Source organism: Bacillus changyiensis (assembly GCF_027706145.1).
GTDB classification, from domain to species: Bacteria; Bacillota; Bacilli; order Bacillales; family Bacillaceae; genus Bacillus; species Bacillus changyiensis.
Map to the genome: position 1 here is coordinate 738,784 of NZ_JAQFWW010000002.1, position 26,200 is coordinate 764,983.

General features: G+C 38.3%; 25 protein-coding genes. 6 read left to right on the forward strand and 19 right to left on the reverse strand.

Features of this window, described 5'->3' with window-relative positions; genetic code table 11:
* Positions 1–96: 96 nt before the first annotated feature.
* The 8 genes from PDT38_RS10905 to PDT38_RS10940 all read right to left on the reverse strand — a co-directional run bounded on the left by PDT38_RS10905 (position 97) and on the right by PDT38_RS10940 (position 6,923).
* Positions 97–1,197, reverse strand: a complete 1,101-nt coding sequence (locus PDT38_RS10905) for a hypothetical protein (protein ID WP_270801372.1) — start codon at positions 1,195–1,197, stop codon at positions 97–99.
* A gap of 80 nt (positions 1,198–1,277) precedes the next feature.
* Positions 1,278–2,231, reverse strand: coding sequence for a hypothetical protein (locus PDT38_RS10910; protein WP_270801373.1), 954 nt, complete (start codon positions 2,229–2,231; stop codon positions 1,278–1,280).
* Positions 2,232–2,245: 14 nt separating this feature from the next.
* Entirely contained in the window at positions 2,246–2,437 is a 192-nt protein-coding gene (locus tag PDT38_RS10915; protein ID WP_270801374.1) for a hypothetical protein, read from the reverse strand.
* Positions 2,438–2,445: 8 nt separating this feature from the next.
* On the reverse strand, positions 2,446–3,609 hold the full coding sequence (locus tag PDT38_RS10920; RefSeq protein ID WP_270801375.1) for a hypothetical protein: 1,164 nt from the start codon (positions 3,607–3,609) through the stop codon (positions 2,446–2,448).
* Positions 3,610–3,619: 10 nt separating this feature from the next.
* A complete protein-coding gene (locus PDT38_RS10925; RefSeq protein WP_270801376.1) occupies positions 3,620–5,077 on the reverse strand; it encodes an alpha/beta fold hydrolase in 1,458 nt (485 codons plus the stop codon).
* 16 nt (positions 5,078–5,093) lie between these two features.
* A complete protein-coding gene (locus PDT38_RS10930; RefSeq protein ID WP_270801377.1) occupies positions 5,094–5,744 on the reverse strand; it encodes a hypothetical protein in 651 nt (216 codons plus the stop codon).
* Positions 5,745–5,746: 2 nt separating this feature from the next.
* Entirely contained in the window at positions 5,747–6,040 is a 294-nt protein-coding gene (locus tag PDT38_RS10935; RefSeq protein WP_270801379.1) for a DUF4176 domain-containing protein, read from the reverse strand.
* A 205-nt stretch (positions 6,041–6,245) separates the two neighbouring features.
* Positions 6,246–6,923 carry an MOSC domain-containing protein gene (locus PDT38_RS10940; protein ID WP_270801382.1) on the reverse strand — a complete coding sequence of 226 codons (678 nt, stop codon included), beginning with the start codon at positions 6,921–6,923 and terminating at the stop codon, positions 6,246–6,248.
* 103 nt (positions 6,924–7,026) lie between these two features.
* Between PDT38_RS10940 and PDT38_RS10945 the strand changes: the two genes are divergently transcribed.
* The gene (locus PDT38_RS10945) at positions 7,027–7,905 is read left to right on the forward strand and encodes a LysR family transcriptional regulator (RefSeq protein ID WP_270801385.1); all 879 of its coding nucleotides are present in this window, start codon (positions 7,027–7,029) and stop codon (positions 7,903–7,905) included.
* A gap of 81 nt (positions 7,906–7,986) precedes the next feature.
* Here PDT38_RS10945 and aceA read toward each other — a convergent pair whose 3' ends face one another.
* From aceA to yhfH, 3 genes are read right to left on the reverse strand one after another with little or no spacing between them, the layout of a single operon-like run.
* Positions 7,987–9,264, reverse strand: coding sequence for an isocitrate lyase (gene aceA, locus PDT38_RS10950; RefSeq protein WP_270801386.1), 1,278 nt, complete (start codon positions 9,262–9,264; stop codon positions 7,987–7,989).
* Positions 9,265–9,282: 18 nt separating this feature from the next.
* Complete coding sequence (aceB, locus tag PDT38_RS10955) at positions 9,283–10,872, reverse strand: malate synthase A (protein WP_270801388.1); 1,590 nt, start codon at positions 10,870–10,872, stop codon at positions 9,283–9,285.
* Positions 10,873–10,916: 44 nt separating this feature from the next.
* Positions 10,917–11,054: a protein YhfH gene (gene yhfH / locus PDT38_RS10960; RefSeq protein ID WP_172298788.1), complete on the reverse strand. Its 138-nt coding sequence runs from the start codon at positions 11,052–11,054 to the stop codon at positions 10,917–10,919.
* A gap of 498 nt (positions 11,055–11,552) precedes the next feature.
* On the opposite strand from yhfH, the gene PDT38_RS10965 reads away from it, so the two are divergent.
* Positions 11,553–11,957, forward strand: coding sequence for an MFS transporter (locus PDT38_RS10965; RefSeq protein WP_394356265.1), 405 nt, complete (start codon positions 11,553–11,555; stop codon positions 11,955–11,957).
* Between the two features lie 19 nt (positions 11,958–11,976).
* Here PDT38_RS10965 and PDT38_RS10970 read toward each other — a convergent pair whose 3' ends face one another.
* The 6 genes from PDT38_RS10970 to PDT38_RS10995 form a co-directional block, all read right to left on the reverse strand.
* Entirely contained in the window at positions 11,977–12,966 is a 990-nt protein-coding gene (locus PDT38_RS10970) for a choloylglycine hydrolase family protein (RefSeq protein ID WP_270801395.1), read from the reverse strand.
* Between the two features lie 128 nt (positions 12,967–13,094).
* Positions 13,095–14,504 (reverse strand): glycoside hydrolase family 43 protein, encoded by a 1,410-nt coding sequence (locus PDT38_RS10975; protein WP_270801396.1) that lies wholly within the window; start codon positions 14,502–14,504, stop codon positions 13,095–13,097.
* A 364-nt stretch (positions 14,505–14,868) separates the two neighbouring features.
* The gene (locus PDT38_RS10980) at positions 14,869–16,170 is read right to left on the reverse strand and encodes a pyrimidine-nucleoside phosphorylase (protein ID WP_270801399.1); all 1,302 of its coding nucleotides are present in this window, start codon (positions 16,168–16,170) and stop codon (positions 14,869–14,871) included.
* A 26-nt stretch (positions 16,171–16,196) separates the two neighbouring features.
* Positions 16,197–17,378, reverse strand: coding sequence for a NupC/NupG family nucleoside CNT transporter (locus tag PDT38_RS10985; protein WP_270801401.1), 1,182 nt, complete (start codon positions 17,376–17,378; stop codon positions 16,197–16,199).
* A 73-nt stretch (positions 17,379–17,451) separates the two neighbouring features.
* Positions 17,452–18,123 (reverse strand): deoxyribose-phosphate aldolase, encoded by a 672-nt coding sequence (gene deoC, locus PDT38_RS10990; RefSeq protein ID WP_270801403.1) that lies wholly within the window; start codon positions 18,121–18,123, stop codon positions 17,452–17,454.
* Between the two features lie 127 nt (positions 18,124–18,250).
* A complete protein-coding gene (locus tag PDT38_RS10995) occupies positions 18,251–19,189 on the reverse strand; it encodes a sugar-binding transcriptional regulator (RefSeq protein WP_270801404.1) in 939 nt (312 codons plus the stop codon).
* A gap of 233 nt (positions 19,190–19,422) precedes the next feature.
* On the opposite strand from PDT38_RS10995, the gene PDT38_RS11000 reads away from it, so the two are divergent.
* The 4 genes from PDT38_RS11000 to PDT38_RS11015 all read left to right on the forward strand — a co-directional run bounded on the left by PDT38_RS11000 (position 19,423) and on the right by PDT38_RS11015 (position 23,912).
* A complete protein-coding gene (locus PDT38_RS11000) occupies positions 19,423–20,109 on the forward strand; it encodes a response regulator transcription factor (protein WP_270801406.1) in 687 nt (228 codons plus the stop codon).
* A 2-nt stretch (positions 20,110–20,111) separates the two neighbouring features.
* Positions 20,112–21,116: a sensor histidine kinase gene (locus tag PDT38_RS11005; RefSeq protein ID WP_270801744.1), complete on the forward strand. Its 1,005-nt coding sequence runs from the start codon at positions 20,112–20,114 to the stop codon at positions 21,114–21,116.
* A 107-nt stretch (positions 21,117–21,223) separates the two neighbouring features.
* A complete protein-coding gene (locus tag PDT38_RS11010; protein ID WP_270801408.1) occupies positions 21,224–21,985 on the forward strand; it encodes an ABC transporter ATP-binding protein in 762 nt (253 codons plus the stop codon).
* Positions 21,975–23,912, forward strand: coding sequence for an FtsX-like permease family protein (locus PDT38_RS11015; protein ID WP_270801409.1), 1,938 nt, complete (start codon positions 21,975–21,977; stop codon positions 23,910–23,912). The genes PDT38_RS11010 and PDT38_RS11015 overlap by 11 nt, the downstream gene beginning before the upstream one ends.
* Positions 23,913–24,226: 314 nt before the next feature.
* Here the strand turns inward: PDT38_RS11015 and PDT38_RS11020 are convergent, their stop codons facing one another.
* On the reverse strand, positions 24,227–25,264 hold the full coding sequence (locus tag PDT38_RS11020) for a Gfo/Idh/MocA family protein (RefSeq protein WP_270801410.1): 1,038 nt from the start codon (positions 25,262–25,264) through the stop codon (positions 24,227–24,229).
* 33 nt (positions 25,265–25,297) lie between these two features.
* Positions 25,298–26,194 (reverse strand): myo-inosose-2 dehydratase, encoded by an 897-nt coding sequence (gene iolE, locus PDT38_RS11025; RefSeq protein WP_270801411.1) that lies wholly within the window; start codon positions 26,192–26,194, stop codon positions 25,298–25,300.
* Between the last annotated feature and the right edge of the window lie 6 nt (positions 26,195–26,200).

The window sequence follows — 26,200 nt, forward strand, 5'->3', positions numbered from 1 at the left end:
GTAAAACAATTAGGCATTAACGGAAACTCGTCAGACTGTTAAAAGTTACGAATATGTGATTACCTTACACTGCCTTCACCAAAATCTTAAGTATTTCTAGGATATTCCTAAATCAACCAAGTAAGCAGTCGGCTGGTTTTTGTTTTTGTGCAAATCAATTAATACATTAACAGCGCCTGCTGTCCCAACAAACATTCCATTATATTTGACACGTAAGACAACAAAATTCTCATTAAAATAACTGATATGAGCTAAACCCGCAACATCTGATTTAATATCCACTTCGTCCGCAATATTTTCGTAATCTATTTTGAATTGTGCTTCATACTTATCGGTTCCTTTAAAATAGTTATCCACTGTTTGAATTTTTTGAACACCGTCTGGCATTACATCTTTTTCTTGTTCTTTTCGCCCATTAATGTAAACATATTTTCCGTCTACGCTTAAATAATCAGATTTTTTAATTTTCCTAACTTTGTTTGTTTTCTTTTCTAAAATACAATTATCAAATAACTTAAGGTATGATCCATTCTCTGCAACCTTTGGAAATACAGATAGATAATCGTTTAACTTTCCAGACTCGATTGTGGTATTTAAGTTTTCTTCTTCGACAATTTGATGTTTTGAGAAATCTTGTTTTAAAAACAGATAATATATTTGCACATCTCCATCTTCCTGCTTTTCATGTACTATTACTTGTATCAACATATCTTCTTTATTAATCGCTTCGGGTTCAAAAGAATATATTTCTTTCTCCTTTGCAAATGGTAATTTAAACTTTTTTGCTCCATTTGCTGTTTTCACTTTCAATACATTATGTTTGTCTGACGTTACATCCGGGAGATTTTTGCCTAGTTTATCATGCATAACTGTTCCTTTTTTGGAAAGGTCAACTTGTTTTAGATCGTGTAACTTTCCGGAATCAGAAAAGATAGGCTTGTAAATATTCTGAAGTTGTTTATCTGTAATTTTATAGTAAAAAAATTTGTCTGGATCACCCCGCATCATCAAGTAACTATGTCCTTGATGACTCAAAGTTTTATCAAAGGAAGATCTGAGCTCATGTATCATAAATTCTTTAAATGCCGGGCTGTCTTTTGGTATGCCTTTTTCATATGTGACTTCTTTTCCGCAGCCGGTTATAAACAGTGAGCATACTAATACAATACTTAGACCTATCAATAGTTTCTTTAACACTAATCAGCGTCCTCTTTTTTTGTGTTTTCTCTTTAAAATTGTGATTCTCAAAATGTTCTAGACTTGATCGATCGTTCCTTTTAATACACCTTTGTTGATAATACCCCTAAATCAACCAGATATGCAGTTGGTTGTTTTTTATTAGTTAAATCAACGAGGACATTGACTGCCCCTGCTGTCCCAACGATTATCCCATTGTATGAAACACGTAGGACAACATAGTTTTTATTAAAATAGCAAGTTTGAGCAATGCTTACACCACTTGATTTAAAATCCATTTCGTCCGCAATGTTCTCGAAATCAAGTTTGAATTCAGCTTCATACTTATCATTTCCTTTTAGATAATTATCTACTGTTTGGATTTGTTGGATACCGTCAGAAATTTTTTCTTTAGCCCCGTTAAGATAAACATACTTCCCGTCTACACTTAAATAATCAGAGTTCTTAACTTCCCGGACTTTGTTTGTCTTCTTTTCTAAAATATAATTGTCAAACAACTTAAGATATGATCCATCCTCTGACACCTTTGGAAACACAGACAGATAATCGTTTAACTTGCCAGACTCGATTGTGGGATATAATTTTTCTTTTTTAACAACTTGATGTTTTGAAAAATCTTGTTTTAAAAACAGATAATATTCGTTTCCTTTTCCTAAGTCACCATTTTTTAATTTTTCGTACACCTCTGTTTGTATTAACATATTTTCTTTGTTAATACCTAAAAGTGAGAGATATATTTTTTTTCCTTTCGCTGACGGCAACTCGAATTTTTTTTCTCCAGTTGTTGTTTTCACTGTTAGAACATTTTTTTGATCTAACACCAAATCCGGAAGATTTTCTCTTAATTTATTTTGTATATTTCTTCTTTCCAAAAAATTGAATAGAGTTAAATCATGCAGTTTTTTGAGCGGATTTTTTTTCTCTGAAAAAATAGGCTTATAAAACTTCTGTAGTTCTTTATCTGAATATTGATAATAACGAAGCCCATCTGTATCACTGCGCATAATTTTATAAATATTGTCTTTGTAGCTCAAAGTCACATCTCTGGCTAAAGTTCATGTCTCATAAATTCTTTAAATGCCGTACTGTCTTCTGGTAAGCCTTTTTTATATGTGACTTCTTCAAACTTATCTTTTCCGCAAGCAGTGATAAATAGTGTGATACCAATAATAGATTTAAGCTTATCAATTGTTTTTTTAACACTAATGAACGTCCTTTTCTTAAAAATTCTAGACTTCAATGTTGTGTTTAATACACCTTTCTTGAGGATATTCCCAAATCAACCAAATAAGCAGTCTGCTTTTTTTTATTTTTTTTCAAATCAATTAGTACATTAACATCGCCTGCAGCTACAACTCCCATTGTTCCGTAGTATGCAAGATTTAATACTATATAATCTTCATTAAAATAACAGATAGTAGCCATTCTTATATCTCCTGCTGTAAAGTCCATCTCTTCTGCAATGTTTTCAAAATCAAGTTTAAACTGAGCTATATACTTTTGGTTTCCTTTAAAATAATTATCCACTGTTTGTATTTTTTGAACACCGTCTTGAATTTTTTCTTTATCACCGTTTAGATAAACGTATTTTCCGTCTTCGCTTAAATAGTCACCATTTTTGATCTCTTTTAACTGATTCGTTTTACTATCCACAATGAAAAGATTAGAGAAAAATACATATATCCCTGATTTGTCTATTGGGAATAAACCATAATAGTCTTTTAGTTTCCCTTTCGATAATGTTTCTTGTAGTTTTTCTATGTTTAACATTGTTGTCTCTATATTTTTTAAATCTTGGGTCATGAAAAGTTCTATTGTATGATTTCTACTTCCCTCATAATTGAGGTTTTGAATAACGAGAGAAAAACATTTAGAATTTACCGCTTTTAAATAGATCTCCAATTCATCAGACCTTTTTATTCCATATTTTTTTAATAGCTCCGGCAAATCTAATACTTTTATCTTTCTCTTTGTTTTCACCTCTAGTCGGTTGTTTGACATTATTTTTATAGCAGGAAGATGGTGTTTTTCTTTGTTTTTAATAGAATGATACAAAGACTTTTCATAGCGATTGCTTTCGTCTAATTTATCTAAAGTATCTTTCGGGTCTTGCGCTGTCAGTATAGGCTTATAATATTGCTTTAACTGATCTTCTGTATACTTAAAATATTGAATATCTTTTCGTTGATTACCTAGGGTTGAAAACAAAATGATTCCGTCTTTTCTTATTATTTCTTGATCTGTACTTTCTTCAGATAAATAATGTTTCATGAGTTCAGTTAGACCACGGCTATCTTCCTTTGGGAAACCTTTTTTATATGTGACTTCTTCAATCTTCTCTTTTCCACATCCAGCTATAAATAATGAGCCTATCAGTATTAGACTTAAGCTAATCAATCTTTTTTTAAACATTCATCTTCTCCTATTCTGCTTCTTTTTTATTAACCTTTTTAATCAAGTCGACAAATTCATCATCCTCAGTTTCATAAATATGAGCAGGTCTAGTAATTCCATTACCTTTTACATCAATCTCTAGTTTTTTGTCAATGAGTTCCCCTAATATATCACCGTGTTGACTTTTCACTGAAACCACCTCATCACTATTTTTTTTATATTTTGGTGATGTTCTTGTATCTGAAGGGTGGGCATTTACATATTCCTCTTCTACATTTCCAGCTACAGCCGTAATATTTATATCTTTTAACTTCTGGTAAACTTCTGGGTTGGCAGATTTCAAATGATTAATGTCTTCTGTCATAGCCTCACAATCTAGATCAGTATAAGCATTACTGTAGTCTTTCCCATCGATATTTTTCCGGTTGTCTTTATTAAAATCTAAATAATTACTCGTATCAGTCGTATTCCTTTTAGCAAAAGTGTCTGCCACTGAACGTGCATTGTTAGCCACCTTGGCTAAGTCATTTTTGTCATATGGTGTTCCAACTGTTGTGATACTTCTTACTTTTTCAGGGTAATCCATAGCAAATTGTAGCGATCTTCTCCCACCATAACTATGACCAAACATATCGATCTTTGCCTTCCCATTCATCAGACCCATCTTATTAAGCTCTTCAGCCAAATCATCACTTGTTGATTGACGATGTTCATTCATCACTTTTGGCTCATAAATAATATGCAGCCTTTCTTTTTTTTCACGATATACTTTAGTATCTTTTAATTCTTTAAAAGATACTTTTTTAAGTTCCTTTTCTCCTTTTTCATTAATTTCAACAATATAGTATTCTTTATTTTCCTTACTTTTCTTAGAGTCTCTTTTTATAATTACAACAATTTCACCTTTATTTGCAGCTTTCAATGCACTATTTTTAAAACCCTTTCTGGTATCTTCAATCCCATGTATATAAACAGACACATTCTTAAAATCAGAAAAGTCCCCTTCCACATGATTGACTGAATTATACAAAATTGATAGATCTGTTAAAGCTTCACGCATTGGGGCGTGATGAATACGAACAGCATTTTTAAAGTCTTCTTTTACAATTTTAATGTCAGCTTTTAAACTTCGATATATACCCTTTAAAGTGATTACATCATTCGTAATATTGTTATATTTTGTTTGGTGAAGATTATAAGGGTCTTCGGTGGCTTTCAAGTTATTTTTTATATTTTCTTCAACCTCTACGCACTTGTCCAGTTCATTTATCCAATCGTCAATTTCATTATTTATAGCTGTGGAGTCAAACGTCATCACATTGCTATTTACAGATGTCGTAATCTCTCCACAACCAACAGATACCCATTGTTTTTTAAAAACTTCTAGAATACGATTGGATTGAACTTGTTTTAATAGTTGATTAGCTTTTCTTTCGTGTGTTTTGAGAATTTCTGTGATCTCTTTTTCTCTATAATAATATAACATGCTTAATTCCTTTCTATCACTTAGCGTTTGCTAGTTGTTTGGAAATTAAGTTATCTACTCGACTTAATTCCTTTACGATATTTTTGGCGTTTACTGCAAGCTCTTGTACTCTATTCTTAATCTCTGTTATGATGGAATTAATCTGTGATTTTGCATCTGACCATACTTTACTGACATCTTCCCAGGGAAACTCTGTTTCATTCATCATTTTTCTTAGAGCATTATCAAAATAATGTAGGACTCTATCAAGACTTGACAGGTTTGATCCGAAACTTCCTATTGCATGATTTAATGACTCAGAATTCACCTTAATTTCATCTTCAACTCTTCCAGCCGAAAATGTATGTTTTCTTTCTGATCGTGATACTGGTGTAACGTTTACCAGTTCTTCGGATGCATCAGTCAGTTCAACTGCCTTTGCAAAACATTGCATAGAGTCTGCAAAATATAATAAACAGCAGCTTGCTTTACTAAAAAAACTAATGTGACCACTCATTTTTTTCTGAAGTGCTTTTGCAGCTTTTCCATTATGTTTTTCTAACTCTTCACTAAAATAAACCATATTTTCAAATACTTCACTGAAGGCATCTTCCAAGTCACTGATTGTTGTCCTTACCTCTTCTGAAAGGTCCTTATTGAATCGAATATTTTCTATCTCTTTTCCCATCTCTATTTCTCCTTCATTATGTTTCTTTCTTCTGCATCTGTTAATAACTCATCTAATAGCAGCTCTCTTTGATCGACGTATCCGTAATGATAGACGAGTTCTATATCATCTTTATCAAACAGAACAAGTTGTTCTTTCGGGTCTGTAAAGCCGTTTGGATATTCGACTGCGGCATAATCTCTGATGACATTGTTGGTTTCTGAAAACATTTGCCTTCCTATGACGAGCAAACGTCTCGAATCGTTATTCAGACCGACAACACTGCCGACCGATAGATAATTTTTGTTAAAAAGCATATATATCCCTCTTTTTTCATAAATTATGTATAAAATCATAAGTAAAAAACATAGGTAAATCATAGCAAAAAGGCTATGCCTTATTCAATGAACTAAAGTACCACGAAATAAGACCTAACCGTATAAGGAGACTTTTGATTTAAAATAATGACGATTAGGGGGAGTTTTGAAGTAGAGAAAATGTGCATTTCAATAGAAGGGAAACTTATTCCCCTTCTATCCTTTCTTGCGTATGTTCGATCGTTCCTTTTAACCGTTTGCGAAAAGTGTTTGTCCAATTTCCGGAGAGCTGTTCAACTTCGAGAATTCTTTTCAGGGCTTCGATGTTTTTTTTATCATGATGCATGATCTGATTGGCAAATTCGATTGTTACTTGTTTGGCGTTTGTTTCAAGCCGGTTGATGTTGGACTCTGGGGTGACCCAGCCTTCCTCAAGCACTCGAAAATAAAAACCGGTATAGCCGTTGTTTTGCATGCGAATTGGGAAGTCTTTCAGGTCATACCTTTTGGCGAGTTTAAAGCACGGTTGTCTTGGCTGGGTTACTTGAACGATGGCTTCTCCGACTTGAAAGATATCACCAATGTGGATATTGGTCTCAAGCATGCCTGTTACCGTCAAGTTTTCACCAAACGCTCCATATTCCAGTTTTCTGTTTAGCTCATTTTCCCAATATTGATAGTGTTCAAAGGGATACACGCATACCGCTTTATCAACCCCGCCATGGTGAACTAAATCTGCCTGTCCATCACCTTTAAAATTTAATTTTCCTAAATAAATGGGCTTTTTGATTTGTGTTTTATAAATACCTGTTTGAATTTCTTTTCCGTTCACATCAATGGTAATGGGCTTGCCTATGTTAATAGAGATGATTTTCATACTCATTCCTCCTTATGCTAAGTGTAGCGATTGATGTGGTGATTGTTCAATCTCATAATCTATATGATAATAATAGGAATAGCCTATCATTTATGGGATGTGAAAGAAAGTGGAGTTCAGACAATTAGAATGTTTTATGGCTGTCTGTAAAGAGTTGCATTTTACGAGAGCAGCAGAAAATTTGAATATGTCACAGCCTTCTTTAAGCCAACAGATTAAAAACTTGGAATCTAAAGTCGGTGTTCCATTATTTGATCGAATCGGCAAGAAAACGGCATTAACTGAAGCAGGCAAAGTTTTGTTGGTCCATAGTCAACGTATTTTTCATGAAATTGAACAAGCGGAAGCTGCACTTAGCGATTTAAATGGACTGCGAAGAGGACGACTGAGCATCGGATCTTTGTTAACATGTATCAGCTATTTGCTCCCTGCGGCGATTTTTAAATTTAAAGATTTATATCCTCAAATTGAGCTTTCTGTTTTGGGGTTAAGAACTGGAGACATTCGAACAGGCTTGTTAGAAAATAACCTTGATTTAGGTATTGCATTTCTGCCAGTGGATGATGAAGAACTTGAAACGATTCCATTGTTTACGGAAGAACTTTCATTAGCTGTTCCATTAGGCCACCCCTTTTCAAAACTGAAAGAAGTCGATATGAAGCTCCTGAAGGATATCCCGATCGTCTTGCTTCCTAAAAACTACTTCCTTCGAAAACTAATCGATGAGTACTGTTCAGAAATTGGGATCACACTAAAACCTACCATAGAAATCACGATGGAATCTTTGATACAGATGGTGTCTGAAGGGATAGGGGCCACCATCCTCCCCATCCGATATCTTACCTATTTAAAAAACGAACAAATTGCAACGGTTCAATTGATCAATCCAACACCTCAAAGAGAAATTGGCATCATTTATCGAAAAGATAAATACATGTGTACAGCAACTAAAGCTTTTATTGACCAGTTAACAGAGACAACTAGTTAGAGCAGAGGTTCATGCCTGTCTTTCTTTGTCAGCCATGTAATGAACAAAGCCGCCTTATGATGAGGCGGCTTTGTTCATCTATTAATGTTGAAACTGCTCAGTTTCTGTTGAACCTTTTAGCGCTGTTGTTGATGAAGTCCCACCTGCAACAACTTGTGCAACTTCATCAAAATAACTTGTTCCGACTTCACGCTGGTGTCTTGTTGCTGTGTAACCATGAACTTCACTAGCAAACTCTGCTTGCTGAAGGTCAGAGTATGCCGCCATTCCGCGTGTTTTATATTGGCGCGCTAGCTCAAACATACCGTGATTTAACGCATGGAAACCAGCTAGTGTAACAAACTGGAATTTATATCCCATTTGACTGAGTTCTTTTTGGAAATTTAAAATGCTATCATCATTAAGTTTTGCTTTCCAATTAAATGAAGGAGAGCAATTATAGGCAAGCAGTTTGCCCGGGAATTTCTCATGAATAGCTTGGGCGAAGCGACGAGCCTCATCAATGTTCGGTTCTGAAGTTTCACACCAGATGAGATCAGCGTAAGGCGCATATGCTAAACCTCTGGCAATCGCTTGCTCAAGTCCGGCTTTCGTTTTGAAAAACCCTTCAGTTGTCCGTTCTCCTGTTAAGAAAGGTGCATCATACCCGTCAACATCACTTGTGATGAGGTCGGCCGCATTTGCATCTGTCCGAGCGATCAAAATGGTCGGCACTCCCATGACATCTGCGGCAAGGCGCGCAGCAATTAAATTGCGGACAGCCGTCTGTGTCGGCAAGAGGACTTTACCGCCTAAATGTCCGCATTTTTTCTCAGATGAAAGCTGATCTTCAAAATGAACACCTGCTGCTCCCGCTTCAATCATGTTTTTCATCAGTTCAAAAACGTTCAGCTGGCCACCGAAGCCTGCTTCAGCGTCAGCTACAATCGGTGCGAACCAATCGATGTCCTCTTTTCCTTCCAGATAGTGAATTTGATCAGCACGCTGGAGCGCACGATTAATTTTTTTGACGACCTCTGGCACACTGTTTGCTGGATACAGACTTTGATCAGGATACATGCTTCCTGATAAATTCGCATCTGCCGCCACTTGCCAGCCGCTTAAATAGATAGCTTTTAATCCGGCTTTCACTTGCTGCATCGCTTGGTTGCCGGTCAAAGCACCGAGGGCAGGAATGAAATCTTCCGTATGAAGAAGCTTCCACAGTTTTTCGGAACCGCGCCTTGCCAGTGTATATTCGATTTCAAGTGATCCCCTTAAACGAACGACATCTTCAGCCTGATATGGTCTTGTAATTCCCTTCCATCTCTCATCCTGCTTCCAGTTTTCCTTTATTTGACTCACCATTTCTCTCCCCATGTTACTCATTCCTCCCCTTTACAATTTGTCATATGCAGATATTGTTAAGAAGTCTGCAAATTGATTGGTAAACACAAGTTGTTCCAATAGTTCTCTAGCTTCTTCAAAGCGACCACTCTGAAATTGTGTTGCTCCAATTTCATTAGTGATTTTCTTCATTTCTTCATCGATCATTGTCTTGATCATCTCTGCTGTTACTTCACGACCATCATTGAGAATGGCTTTAGAGTGACGCACCCATTGCCATAGCTGGGCTCTGGAAATTTCCGCTGTTGCGGCATCTTCCATTAAATGATCGATCGGTGCCGCGCCTCTGCCTGATAACCAAGAAGCCAGATAGCGAATGCTCGCACTGATGTTTGTGCGGACACCGCCTTCTGTGATTTCGCCTTTTGGCACTTCAAGCAAATCTTTTCCCTCAATTTTGACATCTTCTCTTTTTCTATGAATCTGGTTGTCAGTCGGCATATACTCATTAAAGACATCAAGAGCTGTCTGAATCATTCCCGGATGAGCAATCCATGTTCCATCATGCCCATCTTTTGCTTCACGCTCCTTATCTTCACGAATTTTCGTAAATGCTGCTTCATTGATCTCAGGGTTATTTTTGGCGGGAATTTGCGCTGCCATCCCTCCGATCGCATGAGCATTTCGTTTATGGCATGTTTGAATGGCCAAAAGTGAATAAGCTCTCATATTCGGAACCGTCATGGTGACAGCTGAACGATCAGGGAGGATCACTTCATCCCGATTGCGGAATTTCTTAATAAAACTAAAAATATAATCCCAGCGTCCACAATTCAGACCTGCCGAATGTTCCTTCAGTTCATACAAAATTTCATCCATCTCAAAAGCCGCCAAAATCGTTTCGATGAGGACTGTAGCTCTAATCGTTCCTTGAGGAATACGCAAATCGTTTTGACTATAGACAAACACATCATTCCAAAGCCTTGCCTCAAGATGATTTTCCAATTTAGGCAAATAGAAATAAGGACCGCTTCCTTTTTCAATCAGTGCTTTAGCATTATGGAAAAAATAAAGACCAAAATCGAATAAACTGGCTGACACAGCCTTCCCATCTACTAGGACATGCTTTTCTTCTAAGTGCCATCCTCTCGGTCTGACCTTAAGAACAGCCGGATTGTCACTAAGTTGATACCGCTTACCATTTTCATTTGTAAAAGAAATTGTCCCTCGAATGGCATCCCGCAAATTGATTTGGCCTTCAAGACAATTTTCCCAAGTCGGCGAATTCGCATCTTCAAAATCCGCCATAAATACCTTTGCCCCAGAGTTCAAAGCATTGATGACCATTTTTCGGTCAACTGGACCAGTGATCTCAACCCGGCGATCTTGCAAATCCGCCGGGATCTTCGCCACTGTCCAATCTCCTTCACGAATATGCTTCGTCTCCGGCAAAAAATCCGGATTCTTGCCTTTATCAATCTCGGTTTGAACTGTTTTTCGCAAGTTTAATAGTTCTCTTCTTCGCTCACCAAAATGATGTTCAAGCCGTCCAATAAATTGAAGCGCTTCATCTGTTAAGATTTCTTCATATTCAGGCTTCATTGCTCCCGTGATTTCTATCTGCTTCTCCTCTGTTTTCATCTCACCCTTACCCCTTTTCACATTTGTTATCTAACAGTTATCGCTTACTCACCTTTTTTAGCAAGACAGCGTTCACATTCCATGAAATAAGATTCAGCCTGCTCCTCAACAGGTTCACCACATTCAGGACACGTTTTTTTAGGAAGCGTTCTGAAGAATTCCATTGGGCTTTTCATGCTCATCTTGTTCCACTCCTTTTTATACAACAGTTTGTTATTGTTTTATTCTGTTGTAGTACAGTATATAACGCAACTTTCAAAATGTACACCCTTTTTTTCAAAAATATTGATTTTTTTCCATGGAATTTAGCGGTGATTGAAGGTGAAGTGTTGGAGGGATCGGTAAAAATTAGGTTTATAGGAAAGTGGGGCTGTCCAATAATAAGTCCAAAAAATAAAGCAAGTGGAGAAACATGAGTTGTGTTTCTCCACTTGCTAATTTTTTGTTTCGTTTTTTCACTAATGTAGTAAAGAAACCCTTAGCACTCTAAATGACCTTGATGAAGTTATTGTTGAAAATACCGGTACTATTTTTGATTCATTATTTTCTGCTATGTCAATGGCAAAGTTAATATTTGATAATCTATTAGGAATGAATCAATCAGATCTAGCCAGAGCTGACTTTTTAAAGAACGACTCATAAATGATAGGTTTATTTAAAAAAAGAAACTTTTTTTTGTTATTCATACGACGATTATATGCTTTATGTTGTCTGCTTTCTTTTGGTTTAACTCATACTTATCAAGCAGTTCGCTGGTTACTTTAATAAGTTTTGGACTTGCTTTTATACCGATTGGGATTCATAATGTGACTTTAAATACAATCATTCAAACGTTAGTGAGCGAGGAAATGATTGGCAGAGTATTTGCTATAGTAGGTTCTTTATCCGCATTATTTTTACCAATTGGTTCTCTATTAGGCGGTTATTTATCAACTTTTATTGATATTAGATCTATTTATGGACTTGGGGGCTTGGCTATTCTTTTCATTTCTATTTACTGGTTGATAACTCCAAAATTAAGAACACTGCCAGCCCCCGCCCATGTCACTGAAGAACACCGTGCAAAAGAGCACAATTTTAACTAAGTTTTAGCTCGCGAACATGCTAATCATGGAGAGAATGAACCGCCTCTTCATGTCTAGCAGGAAACAACTTCATTTCGGATGCATCTAGGTCCTCATGATATAAACACACTTTTTGAATTTGCCGATTTTGATAAAGATGATAGTAATAGCTACACGTTTCATTGCACATCGCGGCTGTATATTGTGTATAATCATCTTCACCTTGGTCAGTGATTACAATGCCTTTTGGTATATTCATATTTGCGAGAATATGAAAAGCAGCCGATACTCCGTTTCGTTCACCGGAAACCGGTTTGATATGTTCCTTTAAATAGGTAGTCCTGACAAACCGTGATGGTGGTGTAAAATCTCCTGGCAGCCCAGCGGACCCTGATCCTTGGCCAAATGCTGACAACTTCAGTTCCCCCAAGGTTTTAGTATCATGTTGTTCTGGACGAAGGCCTATATAATTTCTTAAGTTTGTCAAATGCCATGGAAATTCTGGACTGTTGGTCAACACACCAACAGGGTTATCATAAATTTGAATGCCAGCTGCTGTCGGCTCAATCACTATGCTCTGACCTGTTCGATCTGACAATATCCAATGTAAAGGTGTTAATGTCTTAAGCAGTTCGACCTCTTTCTCAACAATGGAAATGGACTTGACTGCTTTTTTCACATCCTCGATATTACGACACATTGACAGTACCCATGTGACAAACTCATGTGGAGCGATATGATCATGATGCTCCTTCAATGTTTTTTCATAGACAGCATAACCCGGGAAATAAAGTGCCGCACATGCCAGCCCTTTTTCATTCACACCATCTGCAAACAAAGCATTTTTAAGCTTTCTACCCATGCCAATAAAGGCATAGGTAGATTTATGTACTTTGCCGTCTACTTCACTCTCCCATTGATAATGCCTTGGTTGTAAAAGGACTTGCCCATTAAGCTGAAAAGAAAAATCCATCGTTCTTGCCAAAATATGTTCCTCACTAGCGGTTGTCAAGGTCATACTTGTACACATTGCGCCTCATTCCTTTTCACATAATATTAATATTTCACTTGGTGAACTAATTGGTTTTTATTTTAGCAAAAATGGGTTGAATAAGCCAAAAAATAGCCTCATATAACATGAGGCCATTTTAAAAGAAGTTATTTTTTACTTCCCCACACTGCATCACCCTCGTGCGACAAACCGCTGAATGTCATGACTTCTCGTTCAGAACCCGAATCCCATTGTTGCAAAAATACACCATTATATCTTTTTCCAGAAATCTTTAATTCCATTTTGTTATCTCCATTTATCTTCCAACTTCCGGTTAGCGCGCCAGATACTTCACCGTTTTGTTTCAAAGTGATATTAAGCTGTTTTTTTATCTGAGCAGAAATGTCTTTCCCATGTTGAATCAGTTTGTACTCACCAACCACATCTTGCTTGTTCACTTTCTTCAGCGACTCTCCCGCATATCGGTGAGGTGCGACGACAGGCCAGCCTTTTTTGTTCATCATCATCTGATGAACACGGACTTGATGTTCTTCGCCTCTTCCCGGAAAACGAGTGTGGAAAATTAAATAGGATTTCCCGCTTTTCTCATCGTAATAAGCAGAGTTATGACCTGGGGAGACATAACCGTATTCAGTACCGTTGTTGTTTTTAAATGAGAAATTCCCCATCAGCTTGACGCCATAAGGTTCAATGGAGCGGTCATCAAAAACGGTGCCTGGTTTACCATGGACATTCACCATTTCATGACCTTTCGCATCATAATATGGCCCATCAGGGTTTTTGGAGCGAACAACACGGATGTTGTAGCCACCGACAGCATCAAGACCACCAAATGACATGAACATGTAATAATCATGAGTTTTTGGGTGATAAAGAATGTATGCACCTTCAATTCGACTGTGGTTACCGCCAATCAGTTTTTTCCCATATCCCTGATTCGGCAGAGGTAAACCGGTTTTCGGATCCATCTTTAAAATAAATATTCCTCCTGAATAAGATCCATACACCATCCACAGTTTTCCCTCCTTATCATAGAAAGTGTGTGGATCAACGGCATTCGGATGTTTTGTTGCATCATACTTCGTCCCATCTTGGCTAAGCCCGTCCATTCCTGATTTTAAAAAGATCCCTTTATTTCGATATGGCCCTTCTATGTTGTCTGAGACAGCAATCCCAAGGGCTGATCTTGGGGAGTCCCCGCGACAAGCGTTGTAATACATATAAAACTTACCGTCTCCTAGCTGTCTGACATCTGCAGCCCATAGTGTCTTCGTTTCCGCCCATGTAAACGTTTCTTTTAATTCATCATAAACATTCCGAATTAGAGGATTGTTCTGATCAACACGAGATGAAATTTGTTTCCACTTCATCAAATCAGTTGATTTTGCTGACGCCAAATGAGAGCCAAACACATAAAATGTGTCATTTACTTTAATCACTGATGGATCATGAACACTGACTTCGTGAAAGTCAGGTTTTTGGATTTGGGCAAATACTGGGCTAGGCAATAAACAAATCGCGAAAATGACAAATAGTCTTAGTAGGTACTTTTTCATATTGAATTGTTCTCCTCTCATAAATAAAGCGCTTTCATTTTATTTTTCACAAAACTTTTCAACCCTACAATTCATTGAGTAAGCGTCAGCTATCCTCCTTTTTTTGAAAAACACAATGTGATTATACTGTAGTGATCATCACTTTTAAAAGAGGCTGAGGTCATAACTATTTTATGAATCAATGGAACTTGATCATATAAAATGAAATAAATGAAGAATTGACTTTGTAAAGTCCAATTCCAAAATGATGAGTAATTTTATATGTATGTATGAACAAAGTGTTCATTGGATTTATATATCATCATTACACAATTTAAATTCAAAAAAAGCGGCACACACCCGACGAGTATGTGCCGCTAATCGCTTACTCCGTAATGACTGTATGCACAAGCTTTGGCGCCTCTGCTTTTTCAGTCACTCGGATATTGTCATAAACCTTTGTGATGACCTCATCAACATGTTCGCGGTTGGTATAAAGTGTGACGAGCGGTTCACCTTTTTCAACCGCATCACCCACTTTTTTGCGAAGCATGATGCCGACAGCAAGGTCGATCTCATCTTCTTTTGTCGCACGGCCTGCACCTAACAGCATGGCAGCGACACCGATTTGGTCGGCAACGATTTCACCTATGACGCCAGCTTCTTTCGCTGGAACATCAATTTTGTATGCCGCCTGTGGTAATTTTGTTGGGTCATCAACGATTGAACTGTCACCGCCTTGGTTTTGCAAAAAGTCTTTGAATTTTTGCAGTGCTTTACCATTTTTCATCACTTCAAGTAGTTTTTCCCGTGCCTCATCAAGCGTGTCTGCTTTTTTAGCGAGGACAACCATCTGACTGCCCAATGTTAAGACGAGTTCATGTAAGTCTGTCGGACCTTCACCTTTTAACGTGTCGATCGCCTCTTTCACTTCTAGGGCATTTCCGATCGCATACCCCAATGGTTGAGACATATCTGAGATGACAGCCATTGTTTGACGACCAACATTATTGCCGATACGAACCATTGCTTTAGCAAGATTGACTGCATCTTCATCTGTTTTCATGAAAGCCCCGGCACCTGTTTTGACATCAAGAACGATGGCGTCCGCGCCAGCAGCGATCTTTTTACTCATAATTGAACTTGCAATCAGCGGAATTGAATTGACCGTTCCTGTTACATCGCGAAGTGCGTACAATTTTTTATCAGCCGGTGTCAAATTACCGCTTTGACCGATAACGGCCACCTTATCACGGTTTACAATGTCAACAAATTCGGCTTTAGAAAGTTCCACGTGAAACCCTTCGATTGCTTCCAGTTTATCAATCGTTCCCCCTGTATGTCCGAGTCCCCGTCCTGACATTTTGGCAACTGGTACATCGAGCGCTGCGACAAGTGGTGCAAGTACAAGTGTTGTCGTGTCGCCAACACCTCCAGTTGAATGTTTGTCCACTTTGATGCCTTCAATGGCAGATAGGTCGATTGTTTCTCCAGAATTCACCATTGCCATCGTTAAATCTGCACGTTCTCTGTCTGACATGTCTTGAAAATAAATCGCCATTGCCAAGGCACTTGCTTGGTAATCAGGAATGCTTCCTTCTGTATAGCCTTTGATGAAAAATTGAATCTCTTCAGTCGTCAATTCTTTTCCATTCTGTTTTTTTACAATGATATCCACCATTCTCATTTTGTCATCACCTATCCTTTTTGAGATTAGTAAATCAGGCCAACAACTGTCGCAGTCAAGAAGCTGACTAATGTTGCACCGTATAATAATTTTAGTCCAAAACGAGCAACGACATTTCCTTGCTTCTCATTCAGGCCTTTGACAGCACCAGCAATAATACCGATCGATGAGAAATTTGCAAAAGAAACAAGGAAGACTGAGACAATCGCTTCTGTGCGACCGCTGAAATGGAAGCTGCCTTGGGCAAGCGTGTTCATCGCAACAAATTCATTTGATACCATTTTAGTCGCCATAATACTTCCAGCATTCACTGCTTCATGCCAAGGGATACCCATTAACACAGCAAACGGTGCAAATATATAACCTAATAGTTCTTGGAATGAAATCCCTAAAACTGCACTAAAAATGCCGTTAATCATGGCAATAATCGCAACAAACCCGATGAGCATCGCGGCAACAACAACCGCAACTTTAAAGCCATCCATGATGTATTCGCCTAGCATTTCAAAGAAGGATTGTTTTTCACCTTCCTGTACTTCCACCATATCATTTTCTTTGTCTACTTCATAAGGATTGATAATTGAAGCAATAATAAATCCACCGAATAAGTTTAAGACAATTGCTGTGACGACATACTCTGGTTTAAGCATTGTCATGTAGGCTCCAACAATTGACATGGATACGGTTGACATGGCTGAAGCGCATAGGGTGTAAAGTCTTTGTTTAGGAAGTAAACCTAATTGTTTTTTTAACGAGATGAATACTTCGGACTGCCCTAAAATAGCTGACGCAACAGCATTGTATGATTCCAGTTTTCCCATCCCATTTACTTTGCTAAGTACGATACCAATATATTTTATGATTAGAGGCAGTATCTTCCAATACTGAAGTATGCCAATTAGGGCTGAAATAAACACGATTGGCAGAAGAACACTAATAAAGAATGTGGACTCTTTCACATTCACCATGCCGCCAAAAACGAAGTTAACACCTTCTCCCGCATATTGCAGTAAATAGCCAAAACCTTGAGCAAACCCTTTAATAAGATAATTCCCGACTTCTGTATTCAATAAAATATAACCAAGAATAAATTGTAGAACAATCATCACGATAACCGGACGATATTTAACTCTTCTTTTTCCACTACTTACGATCCATGCAAGCCCTAAGACTACAACCAAACCAATGAGCCCAATGAGATACTTCATATTTTTGTCCCCCTGGAAATGATGTATTCGCTTTCATTTTTACATTCCATCAGGGAATCTTAAACTTCCCTGATTAATATTGATCATCTGCTTTATTGTTTGTTCCACTTACAATGGAGACTCCTGCACTGGCACCAATTCTGCTTGCCCCTGCTGAAATCATTTGTTCAACATCTGCTTTTGTTCGAATGCCTCCAGAAGCCTTTACACCAATGTCAGGGCCAACTGTTTTTCTCATCAATGCGATATCTTCAACGGTTGCACCACCTGTTGAGAACCCTGTTGATGTTTTGACAAAGTCCGCTCCTGCCGCTACAGCCAATCGGCATGCACGCTCTTTTTCTTCATCTGTCAACAGACATGTTTCGATAATGACTTTCACAAGTGCCTTGCCTGCGGCAGCTTCCACAACACTGCGGATATCCGCTTCAACGAAGTCATTTTCACCATCTTTTAAAGCAGCAATATTAATGACCATGTCTACCTCTGTTGCACCTTTTTCAATGGCATCTTTTGTCTCAAATGCTTTTGTCTCAGATGTATTGGCACCAAGCGGGAAACCAATCACTGTACAAACGTCAACATTTGTTCCTGCCAATTCTTTGGCGGCAAATTCCACCCAAGTTGGATTTACACAGACTGAAGCAAACTGATAGGTTTTTGCTTCTTCTATTAACTTCTGAATGTCTAGCTTTTGTGTATGCGGTTTCAGTGCTGTATGATCAATTTTGTTCGCAATCGTCATATCCAAAAGCACTTCCTTTCTTTATTATAGTTTCAGCATAACTGATTGCTGAACAAATGTAAATTGTTATATGAAAATTTGTTCAGCGGAAAGTAAAGTAAAACCCAGGTTGGTTTCCTGGACGTTTTCAATCATTTAAAAGTTCTTTCGCTGTATGTTGATCGATAATGAGAATATTGGCATATTTCCCTTTCAATGCACCGTTGATAGCAGCTTTTTTGCGAACCCCACCGGCAATCAGGATCGATCGTTCTTTCTCTCTTAAATCAGCTAGCTCAACACCGATTGTTCGGGCATCAATGGCACGGCTACAAATGTCACCATTTTCGTCATAGAAACGCGAACAAATGTCACCAACTCCTTGTTTTTTAAGAAGTGCTATTTCTGATTCGCTAAAATAACCAAGCTTGAATAAAAGCGCTTCGTCGCGAACCGTTCCGACTGTAAAGAGGGCGATATTCGCTTGTTTACCCAGCTCAATAATTCGCTTAATATGGCGGTCTTGTTCGACCATCTGTTTGACTTCAGCATGATCAAATATGACAGGAAGCGGAAGATACCTCGGCATTGTTTGAAAAGCTTTTCCGAAAAGTTGAATCGTTTCCGAGGAATATGTGTTGACATTTGAATGACTGATCCCACCTTTTAGCTGGACGACTTCTACTCCTTTCACTTGTTTAGGATACATGCGCTGGGCAATTTGATACATGGTCGTACCCCAACTGACACCCACAATGTCACCATCTTTAACAGCTTCGTGCATAAACTCAGCACCATAACGGCTCAGATAGTGTGTGATGGTCGTATAATCGGCTGTTGGTGAAAAAACAACGTGCGCCTCAAGTAGGCCATATTTCTCTTCCAACATGGCGGCTAGGGCATCCATATCCTCAAACGGATCCATTACACGAATTTGAACATAGCCTTTCTCCTTTGCAAACTGCAATAGCCTCGATACAGTCGGTCTTGAAATTTCCAGCTGTTCGGCTATTTGCTGCTGACTGTAATCAGACTGATAATAAAGTCTGGCAGCTTCTATACTTAATTGCTGTTTTTCCCTGTCCATCACATACCTCCTTTACATGTTGACATCTACCAAATCCAATTGTTGTTTTAACCATATTATAATGAAATGTTACCAATAGTAAACCTGTTCAAACCGATTGATGAACCGCTTTGCACCAATAGTTTCCGATTCCCTAACAATTCCGCTTCCTCAGTCTGTCCCTGTAGCGCCTAAGATCGATTTGCTATACACTTGTCATAGAATAGAAAAGATAAAAAGCGCGGTGAGTCCCAATGTTTAAACTATTATTGATAGAAGATGATGAATCACTATTTGAAGAAATAAAAGAACGGTTGACTGGATGGTCCTACGATGTGTATGGCATCAACGATTTTAACGAAGTGATGAAGGAATTTTCAGCGATCAAGCCAGACTGTGTCATCATAGATATTCAACTTCCCAAGTATGACGGGTTTCATTGGTGCAGGCTGATCCGTTCCCGTTCAAATGTTCCGATTCTCTTTTTATCCTCGCGCGATCAACCTGCTGATATGGTGATGTCGATGAAGTTCGGAGCTGATGATTATATCCAGAAACCGTTTCATTTTGATGTTTTGATTGCCAAAATTCAAGCGATTTTTCGCCGTACCTATGAATATAACACGGAGCCAAACATAGTCAAAACGTGGTGCGGAGCAACCGTTGACATCGAACAGAACCTGATTGCCAATGAGCTGGGTTCCATTGAACTGACGAAGAATGAGATGTTTATTTTAAAGCAGTTAATTGAACAAAAAAATAAAATTGTCAGCCGAGAAGAGTTGATCAGAAGCTTGTGGAATGACGAACGTTTTGTTAGTGATAATACACTGACAGTCAACGTTAACCGCTTGAGAAAAAAATTGGATGCCCTGAAGCTCGGCCAATATATTGAGACAAAGGTTGGCCAGGGCTATCTGGCGAAGGAAGAAGGATCATGACAATGCTGAAAGCGTTTTTGACCGAAAGACGAAGCTGGATTATCATGTTTTTTTTACAGCAGGTTTTCCTTCTGTTTATCGCTTATGTCGATTCATCCATCCCTTTTACGCCCATCCTTTATACTGTTTATTTGTCTTTTTTGATATGGATTGTTTTTGTATTTGTCCGCTTCAACAAAGAAACGAAATTTTATAAAAGTCTTGAAAAATGGGAAAACAACCTTGATGTAAAAAAAATTGATGAAGCAGAGACGCCTTTTGAATCGATGATTGAAAAAAGCATCACCGGACAGACAGAACAGTTGAAACGGCAGGCAGTACTGCACAGCTTAGCTTTAGAGAATGAAAAAGACGAATTGATGGCTTGGATACATGAAGTAAAAACACCGCTGACCGCTATGCATTTAATCATTGAGAGAATGGAAGATCAAACGGTGAAAAACCAGCTTGATTATGAATGGCTGCGCATTCATCTGCTACTTGATCGGCAACTCCACCAAAAACGGATGACATTTATCGAAAATGACTTGTCACTTGAAGTCCTTGAGCTCAAGCCATTAATATTTAAAGAAATAAGAGATTTGCAAACATGGTGTATTCAAAAGGGTATCGGATTTGATATACAGCTGAAGGCAGTGGCAGTTCTCAGCGATGCGAAATGGCTGGCTTTTATTATCAGACAGCTGCTGACCAATGCGGTGAAGTACAGTAAAGCATCTGATATTCTGATTCGAAGCTATGTACAAGATGAACGGATTCACCTTAAAGTTCAAGACTTTGGACGAGGTATTGATCCTAAAGATATATCTCGTGTGTTTGACAAAGGCTTTACATCAACAAAGGAACATCATAACAATGCGGCTACAGGAATGGGGCTGTACCTTGCAAAAAAAGCGGCAAAGCCGCTAGCGATACAGATTAAGGTAAACTCTTCTCTTGGTGCGGGCACAACTTTTATACTAACTTTTCCAAAACGAAATGCATTTGAACGAGTGATCAGCATGTGACAAAGATGTCACATGCTTTTCTTTTTTGTTCGTTTAATCGAGGGAAAGTTCCGGCTTTCCTTTCTATAATAAAAATAATGACTACTACAAAAAGGAGTTTAATCGAAATGACGATTTTAGAGGCGAATAAAGTTCGAAAAAGCTATGGAAATAAGTTTAATAAACAAGAAGTATTAAAGGGTATCGATATTTCTATCGAGAAAGGTGAATTTGTCGGCATTATGGGTCCGTCAGGCTCTGGTAAAACGACTTTGCTTAATGTACTATCATCTATTGATCATGTGAGCGGCGGAACGATTATGATCGATCAGGTTGAGATGACCAATATGAAGGAAAAACAACTTGCTGAATTTCGCAAACAGCATTTAGGTTTTATTTTTCAAGAATACAACTTGCTTGATACGTTGACAGTGAAGGAAAATATTCTTCTGCCGTTGTCCATTACAAACATGCCCAAAAAACAAGCCCATCAAAAATTTGAAGAAGTAGCAAAGGAATTAGGTATTTACGAGTTGCGGGATAAATATCCGGGTGAAATTTCCGGTGGACAAAAACAGCGCACATCAGCAGCCAGAGCGTTTATTCATGAACCAAGCATTATTTTTGCTGATGAGCCGACAGGTGCTCTCGACTCGAAATCCGCCTCAGACTTGCTGAATAAACTGAGCCAATTAAATGAAAGACGAAACGCCACGATTGTAATGGTTACCCATGATCCGGTCGCTGCTAGTTACTGTAGCCGAGTAGTTTTTATAAAAGATGGCCAAATATATACACAGCTGAATAAGGGAGTTCAGGACAGGCAAATGTTCTTTGAGGATATCATGAAAACGCAAGGTGTATTGGGTGGGGTTCAGCATGAGCATTAATCAGCTAATTTTTCGCAACCTGAAAAAAAACATCCGGAATTATTACCTTTATGTATTTGCGTTAATCTTTAGCATGGGCCTTTATTTTGCTTTTGTTACACTTCAGTATGATTCGGCACTCAATGAAGTGAAGGCATCGATAAAAGGCGCAGCTGGTTTGAAAGCAGCTTCCATTCTTCTTGTCGTAATAGTGGCCGTATTTATTTTATATGCCAATACGATTTTTATTAAGAGACGGAGCAAAGAAATCGGTTTATTCCAATTAATTGGCATGAGGAAGCAAAAAATCTTCCGAATCTTAAGTTTGGAAAATATCATGCTTTATTTCGGCTCCTTGTTCATCGGGGTGTTTGCCGGATTTTCAATATCAAAGCTTTTGCTTATGATTTTGTTTAAAATATTAGATATTAAAGCTGAAGCAAAATTGCATTTTTCTGGGGAAGCACTTGTGCAAACCATCATTGTATTTTGTGGAATCTATCTTTTGGTAATGGTGATGAATTATGCGTTTATTAAAAAGCAAAGCATTTTATCTTTGTTTAAAGCGACATCATCTACAGAAGATAAAGTCAAGCGAATATCCATTCTCCAAATGATCGTCGGTTTGCTGGGCATCTTGTTGATTTTGGCGGGATATTATATATCAACTGAACTGTTCAGCGGAAAATTCAAGTCCATTAATGAGTTGTTTTATGCGATGAGCTTTATTCTCGGATCTGTCATCATCGGCACATATCTCTTTTATAAAGGGTCGGTCAGCTTTGTCTCCAATATCATTCGTAAAAGCAAGGGAGGTTACTTGAATATTTACGAAGTGTTGTCCCTTTCATCCATTATGTTCCGGATGAAATCCAGCGCCCTTTTATTAACGATTATCACGACCGTCATGGCATTAGCAATCGGTTTATTATCGTTGAGCTATATTTCCTATTACTCCGCAGAGAAAACAGCTGAAGAAAACGTAGCAGCTGATTTCGCCATGACAAATCAAAAGGATGCAAAACAGTTTGAGCATTTATTGGACGAGGACAACATTTCCTACAGTAAAAAAGAAATTCATGTCGTACAAACGGCTGTCAATATGGACCAGATTATAAAAGGAGGTAAAAAAAATACGTCTGTAGATCCGAAAAAATCTCGGCTTGCCGTAGTTAGCGATCAAGAGATTGACGGGATGGACGTGTCGCAAGAAGATGTGATGTTATCAGGCTATTCAGACCTGCTTCAAAAATTTATGGCTTTTAAAGAGACTGGAACCATTAAAGTAAAGAGCCAGCATGAGACAATATCATTAAACTTTTTAGGGATTAAAAAGGAATCCCTCTTATCCTACAACTTCACAGGAGGCTCACCTATTGCTATTGTGGATGATGCACTGTTCAAACGTCTGAGCCATGACAAAGATCCGAAATTACAGGGAAAACTGAGTCTTTATATCGGAATTAATTTAAAATCTAAAGACCAGCTTCAACATGCAAATGAACTGTTTGCAAAAGTGAATCAAAATGATCAACATTTATCATTCCTTGATACCTTTAACAAGCAAAGATCGACTTTCGGCCTGATCATGTTTATCGTCGGCTTTTTAGGCCTCACATTTCTGATCACATCAGGATGTATCCTTTATTTTAAACAAATGGACGAAAGCGAAGATGAAAAACCGAATTACACCATTTTGAGAAAACTTGGTTTCACACGGGGGGATTTACTGAAGGGGATACGAATCAAACAAGTCTACAACTTTGGTATTCCATTAGTCATCGGTCTGCTTCACAGCTACTTTGCTGTCCAATCCGGCTGGTTCTTATTTGGATCAGAGCTATGGACACCGATGGTTATTGTCATGGTGTTGTACACCAGTCTATACTCTATTTTTGGTTTGTTGTCTGTCCTTTATTATAAAAAGGTGATTAAGTCCGCATTGTAACCCAGACATATTTGTCTATTCCAATAGGACGACCAGAAAGTCAGCTTTTACTGGCTTTCTGGTCGTTTTTTAACAAGAATTTTTATAATGATAACAAAAAAAGAAGTCTAGGCTCTACCTCGTCTGCATGGTAACACTAGTCGAAGGAAAATAAAGATTCAAGAAGCGAGCTAAGTTAGCTTAATAGCAAAGTAGCCCATCTTACTGTCCCAAGAGAATCTATACTTGGATGACCATTCCTGAAAATATCCCGTTTCTAATCCTTCCAATGACAACCAAGACAATGCTAAAAAATCCTGTTCAGCTGAACGGTTTTACATCGGCAAGTCTAAAATGTCTGGTTGATAGAATTCTGGTTTCTCTTGAAGTTGTACCGCCTCTTTCTTTCCTGTTTGTTGAGCTTTTACACAAGCGTCAGCTGTCACTGCTGCAATATAGCCGTCCCAAGCAGTGGGACCGCTTACTTCGTCTTTTTGGCGAATGGAATCTAGGAAAGCCTGTAGTTCTTTATCATAAGCATCCACGAATCGCTGTTTCCAATCCATTAAAATAGCTGTACTACTGTTTCCTTGTTTTCGCACATTAATATTTGCTACTTCAGGGAGCTTAACAATGCCTTCCTCCCCGACGACTTTACATTGAATATCATAGCCGTATTGACAGTTTACAAAGATCTCGGCAGTGATGATGATCCCGCCCTTTGTCTCAAGCATGACGATTTGTGGGTCCTTTAAATGTGGAAGAGCATGTCTCGTTTTCTTTGGATAAAAGACTTGAACAGATTGATAGTCATCATTGATCAGCCAGTGCAATACATCAATTTCGTGAATGAGCGTATCTGTAATTGCCATGTCAGTTGTGTAATGTTCCCCTGTTCCGGCATTGCGGTGCGCACAGTGAATCATGAGCGGTTCACCAATCACTCGGTTGTCAATTGCTTCTTTCAGTTGAATATAACCGCTGTCATAACGTCTCATAAAACCTACTTGTACAAATCGTTTGCCGAGATCGATCTCCTCATTGACTATTCGCATACAACCGTCTGCAGTTGTTGCAAGCGGTTTTTCACAAAAAACATATTTCTTTGCTTTGATCGCTTTTAAAACACTTGATTCATGAGCGGGACCCCAACTTGTCACTAAGACTGCATCTACCTGTTCTGCATTGATCAAGCTAGCATCATCTGGATAGACGTCGGCATGTAATGAATAATGATTGACAGCTTGTCTGGCTGCATTTTGATTGACATCTGTGACTGCGACAATTTCTCCACCTGACAGTTGATTTGTGATTCGATCGATATGTTCTTTTCCAATGGCTCCAGTTCCAATCACACCAATTCGTACACCCATGGACGCCACCCCTTCACATTTGTTTTTTCTTTCCTATGTAGCTACATTGAGCAAGTGACGGTCAATATATTTTCTTGCCAGCAAAGCATATTCAAGCGGATTTGCAACCGCAGGGTCCTGTTCAGCTTCAATCACAATCCAACCGGAATAACGATTCTTTACTAAAGTTTCATATACTTCTACAAAATCAATACAACCATCTCCAGGAACTGTGAACATTCCTTGCAAAAATGCCTGTTGGAATGAATTCCCTTCCGCTTTGCATTTCTTCATGACTTGGAGCCGTGCATCTTTAAAGTGAACATGTTGAATCCGGTTGATATGCTTAACAAGTATGTTCATGTAGTTTCCGTCTGAAATATAAGCATGCCCTGTATCATAGAGGAGATGGACATCTTCTGGGTCTGTACCCGCCATGAGACGGTCTACTTCTTCCTCTGTTTGCACACCAGTCCCCAAATGGTGGTGGTAGACGAGCTTTAATTGGAACTGTTCTGCTATTTTTCCAAGGTGATTCAACCCAGTACAAAGCAGTTGCCATTCTTGATCTGTAAAATAAGGTTTTTCTTTAAAGACATTCTTATCAAGGCATTGAACACTGTACGTTTGTTCTGAAACCACTGCAACATCGGCATCAACTTCTTTTAAATACTGGCAGTGGACTCTAAATGCCTTTTGTACGGTTTCAATGCCATCACGGAGAATATAACTGCTAAACCACTTACCGGCAATCCGTAAATTTCTCAGTTCAAGCTCTTTGTTTAATATCGCCGGACTGGGGAAAAATCCTCCTGCTTCTGTCCCTTGGAATCCCGCCACAACAATATCACTTAACAAATGCTGAAGCGTATTGCCTGCACCAATTTCCGGAATGTCATCATTGCGCCAGCCAATTGGAGCGATGCCCCATAAAATATCTGACTTTCCCATGCTGCT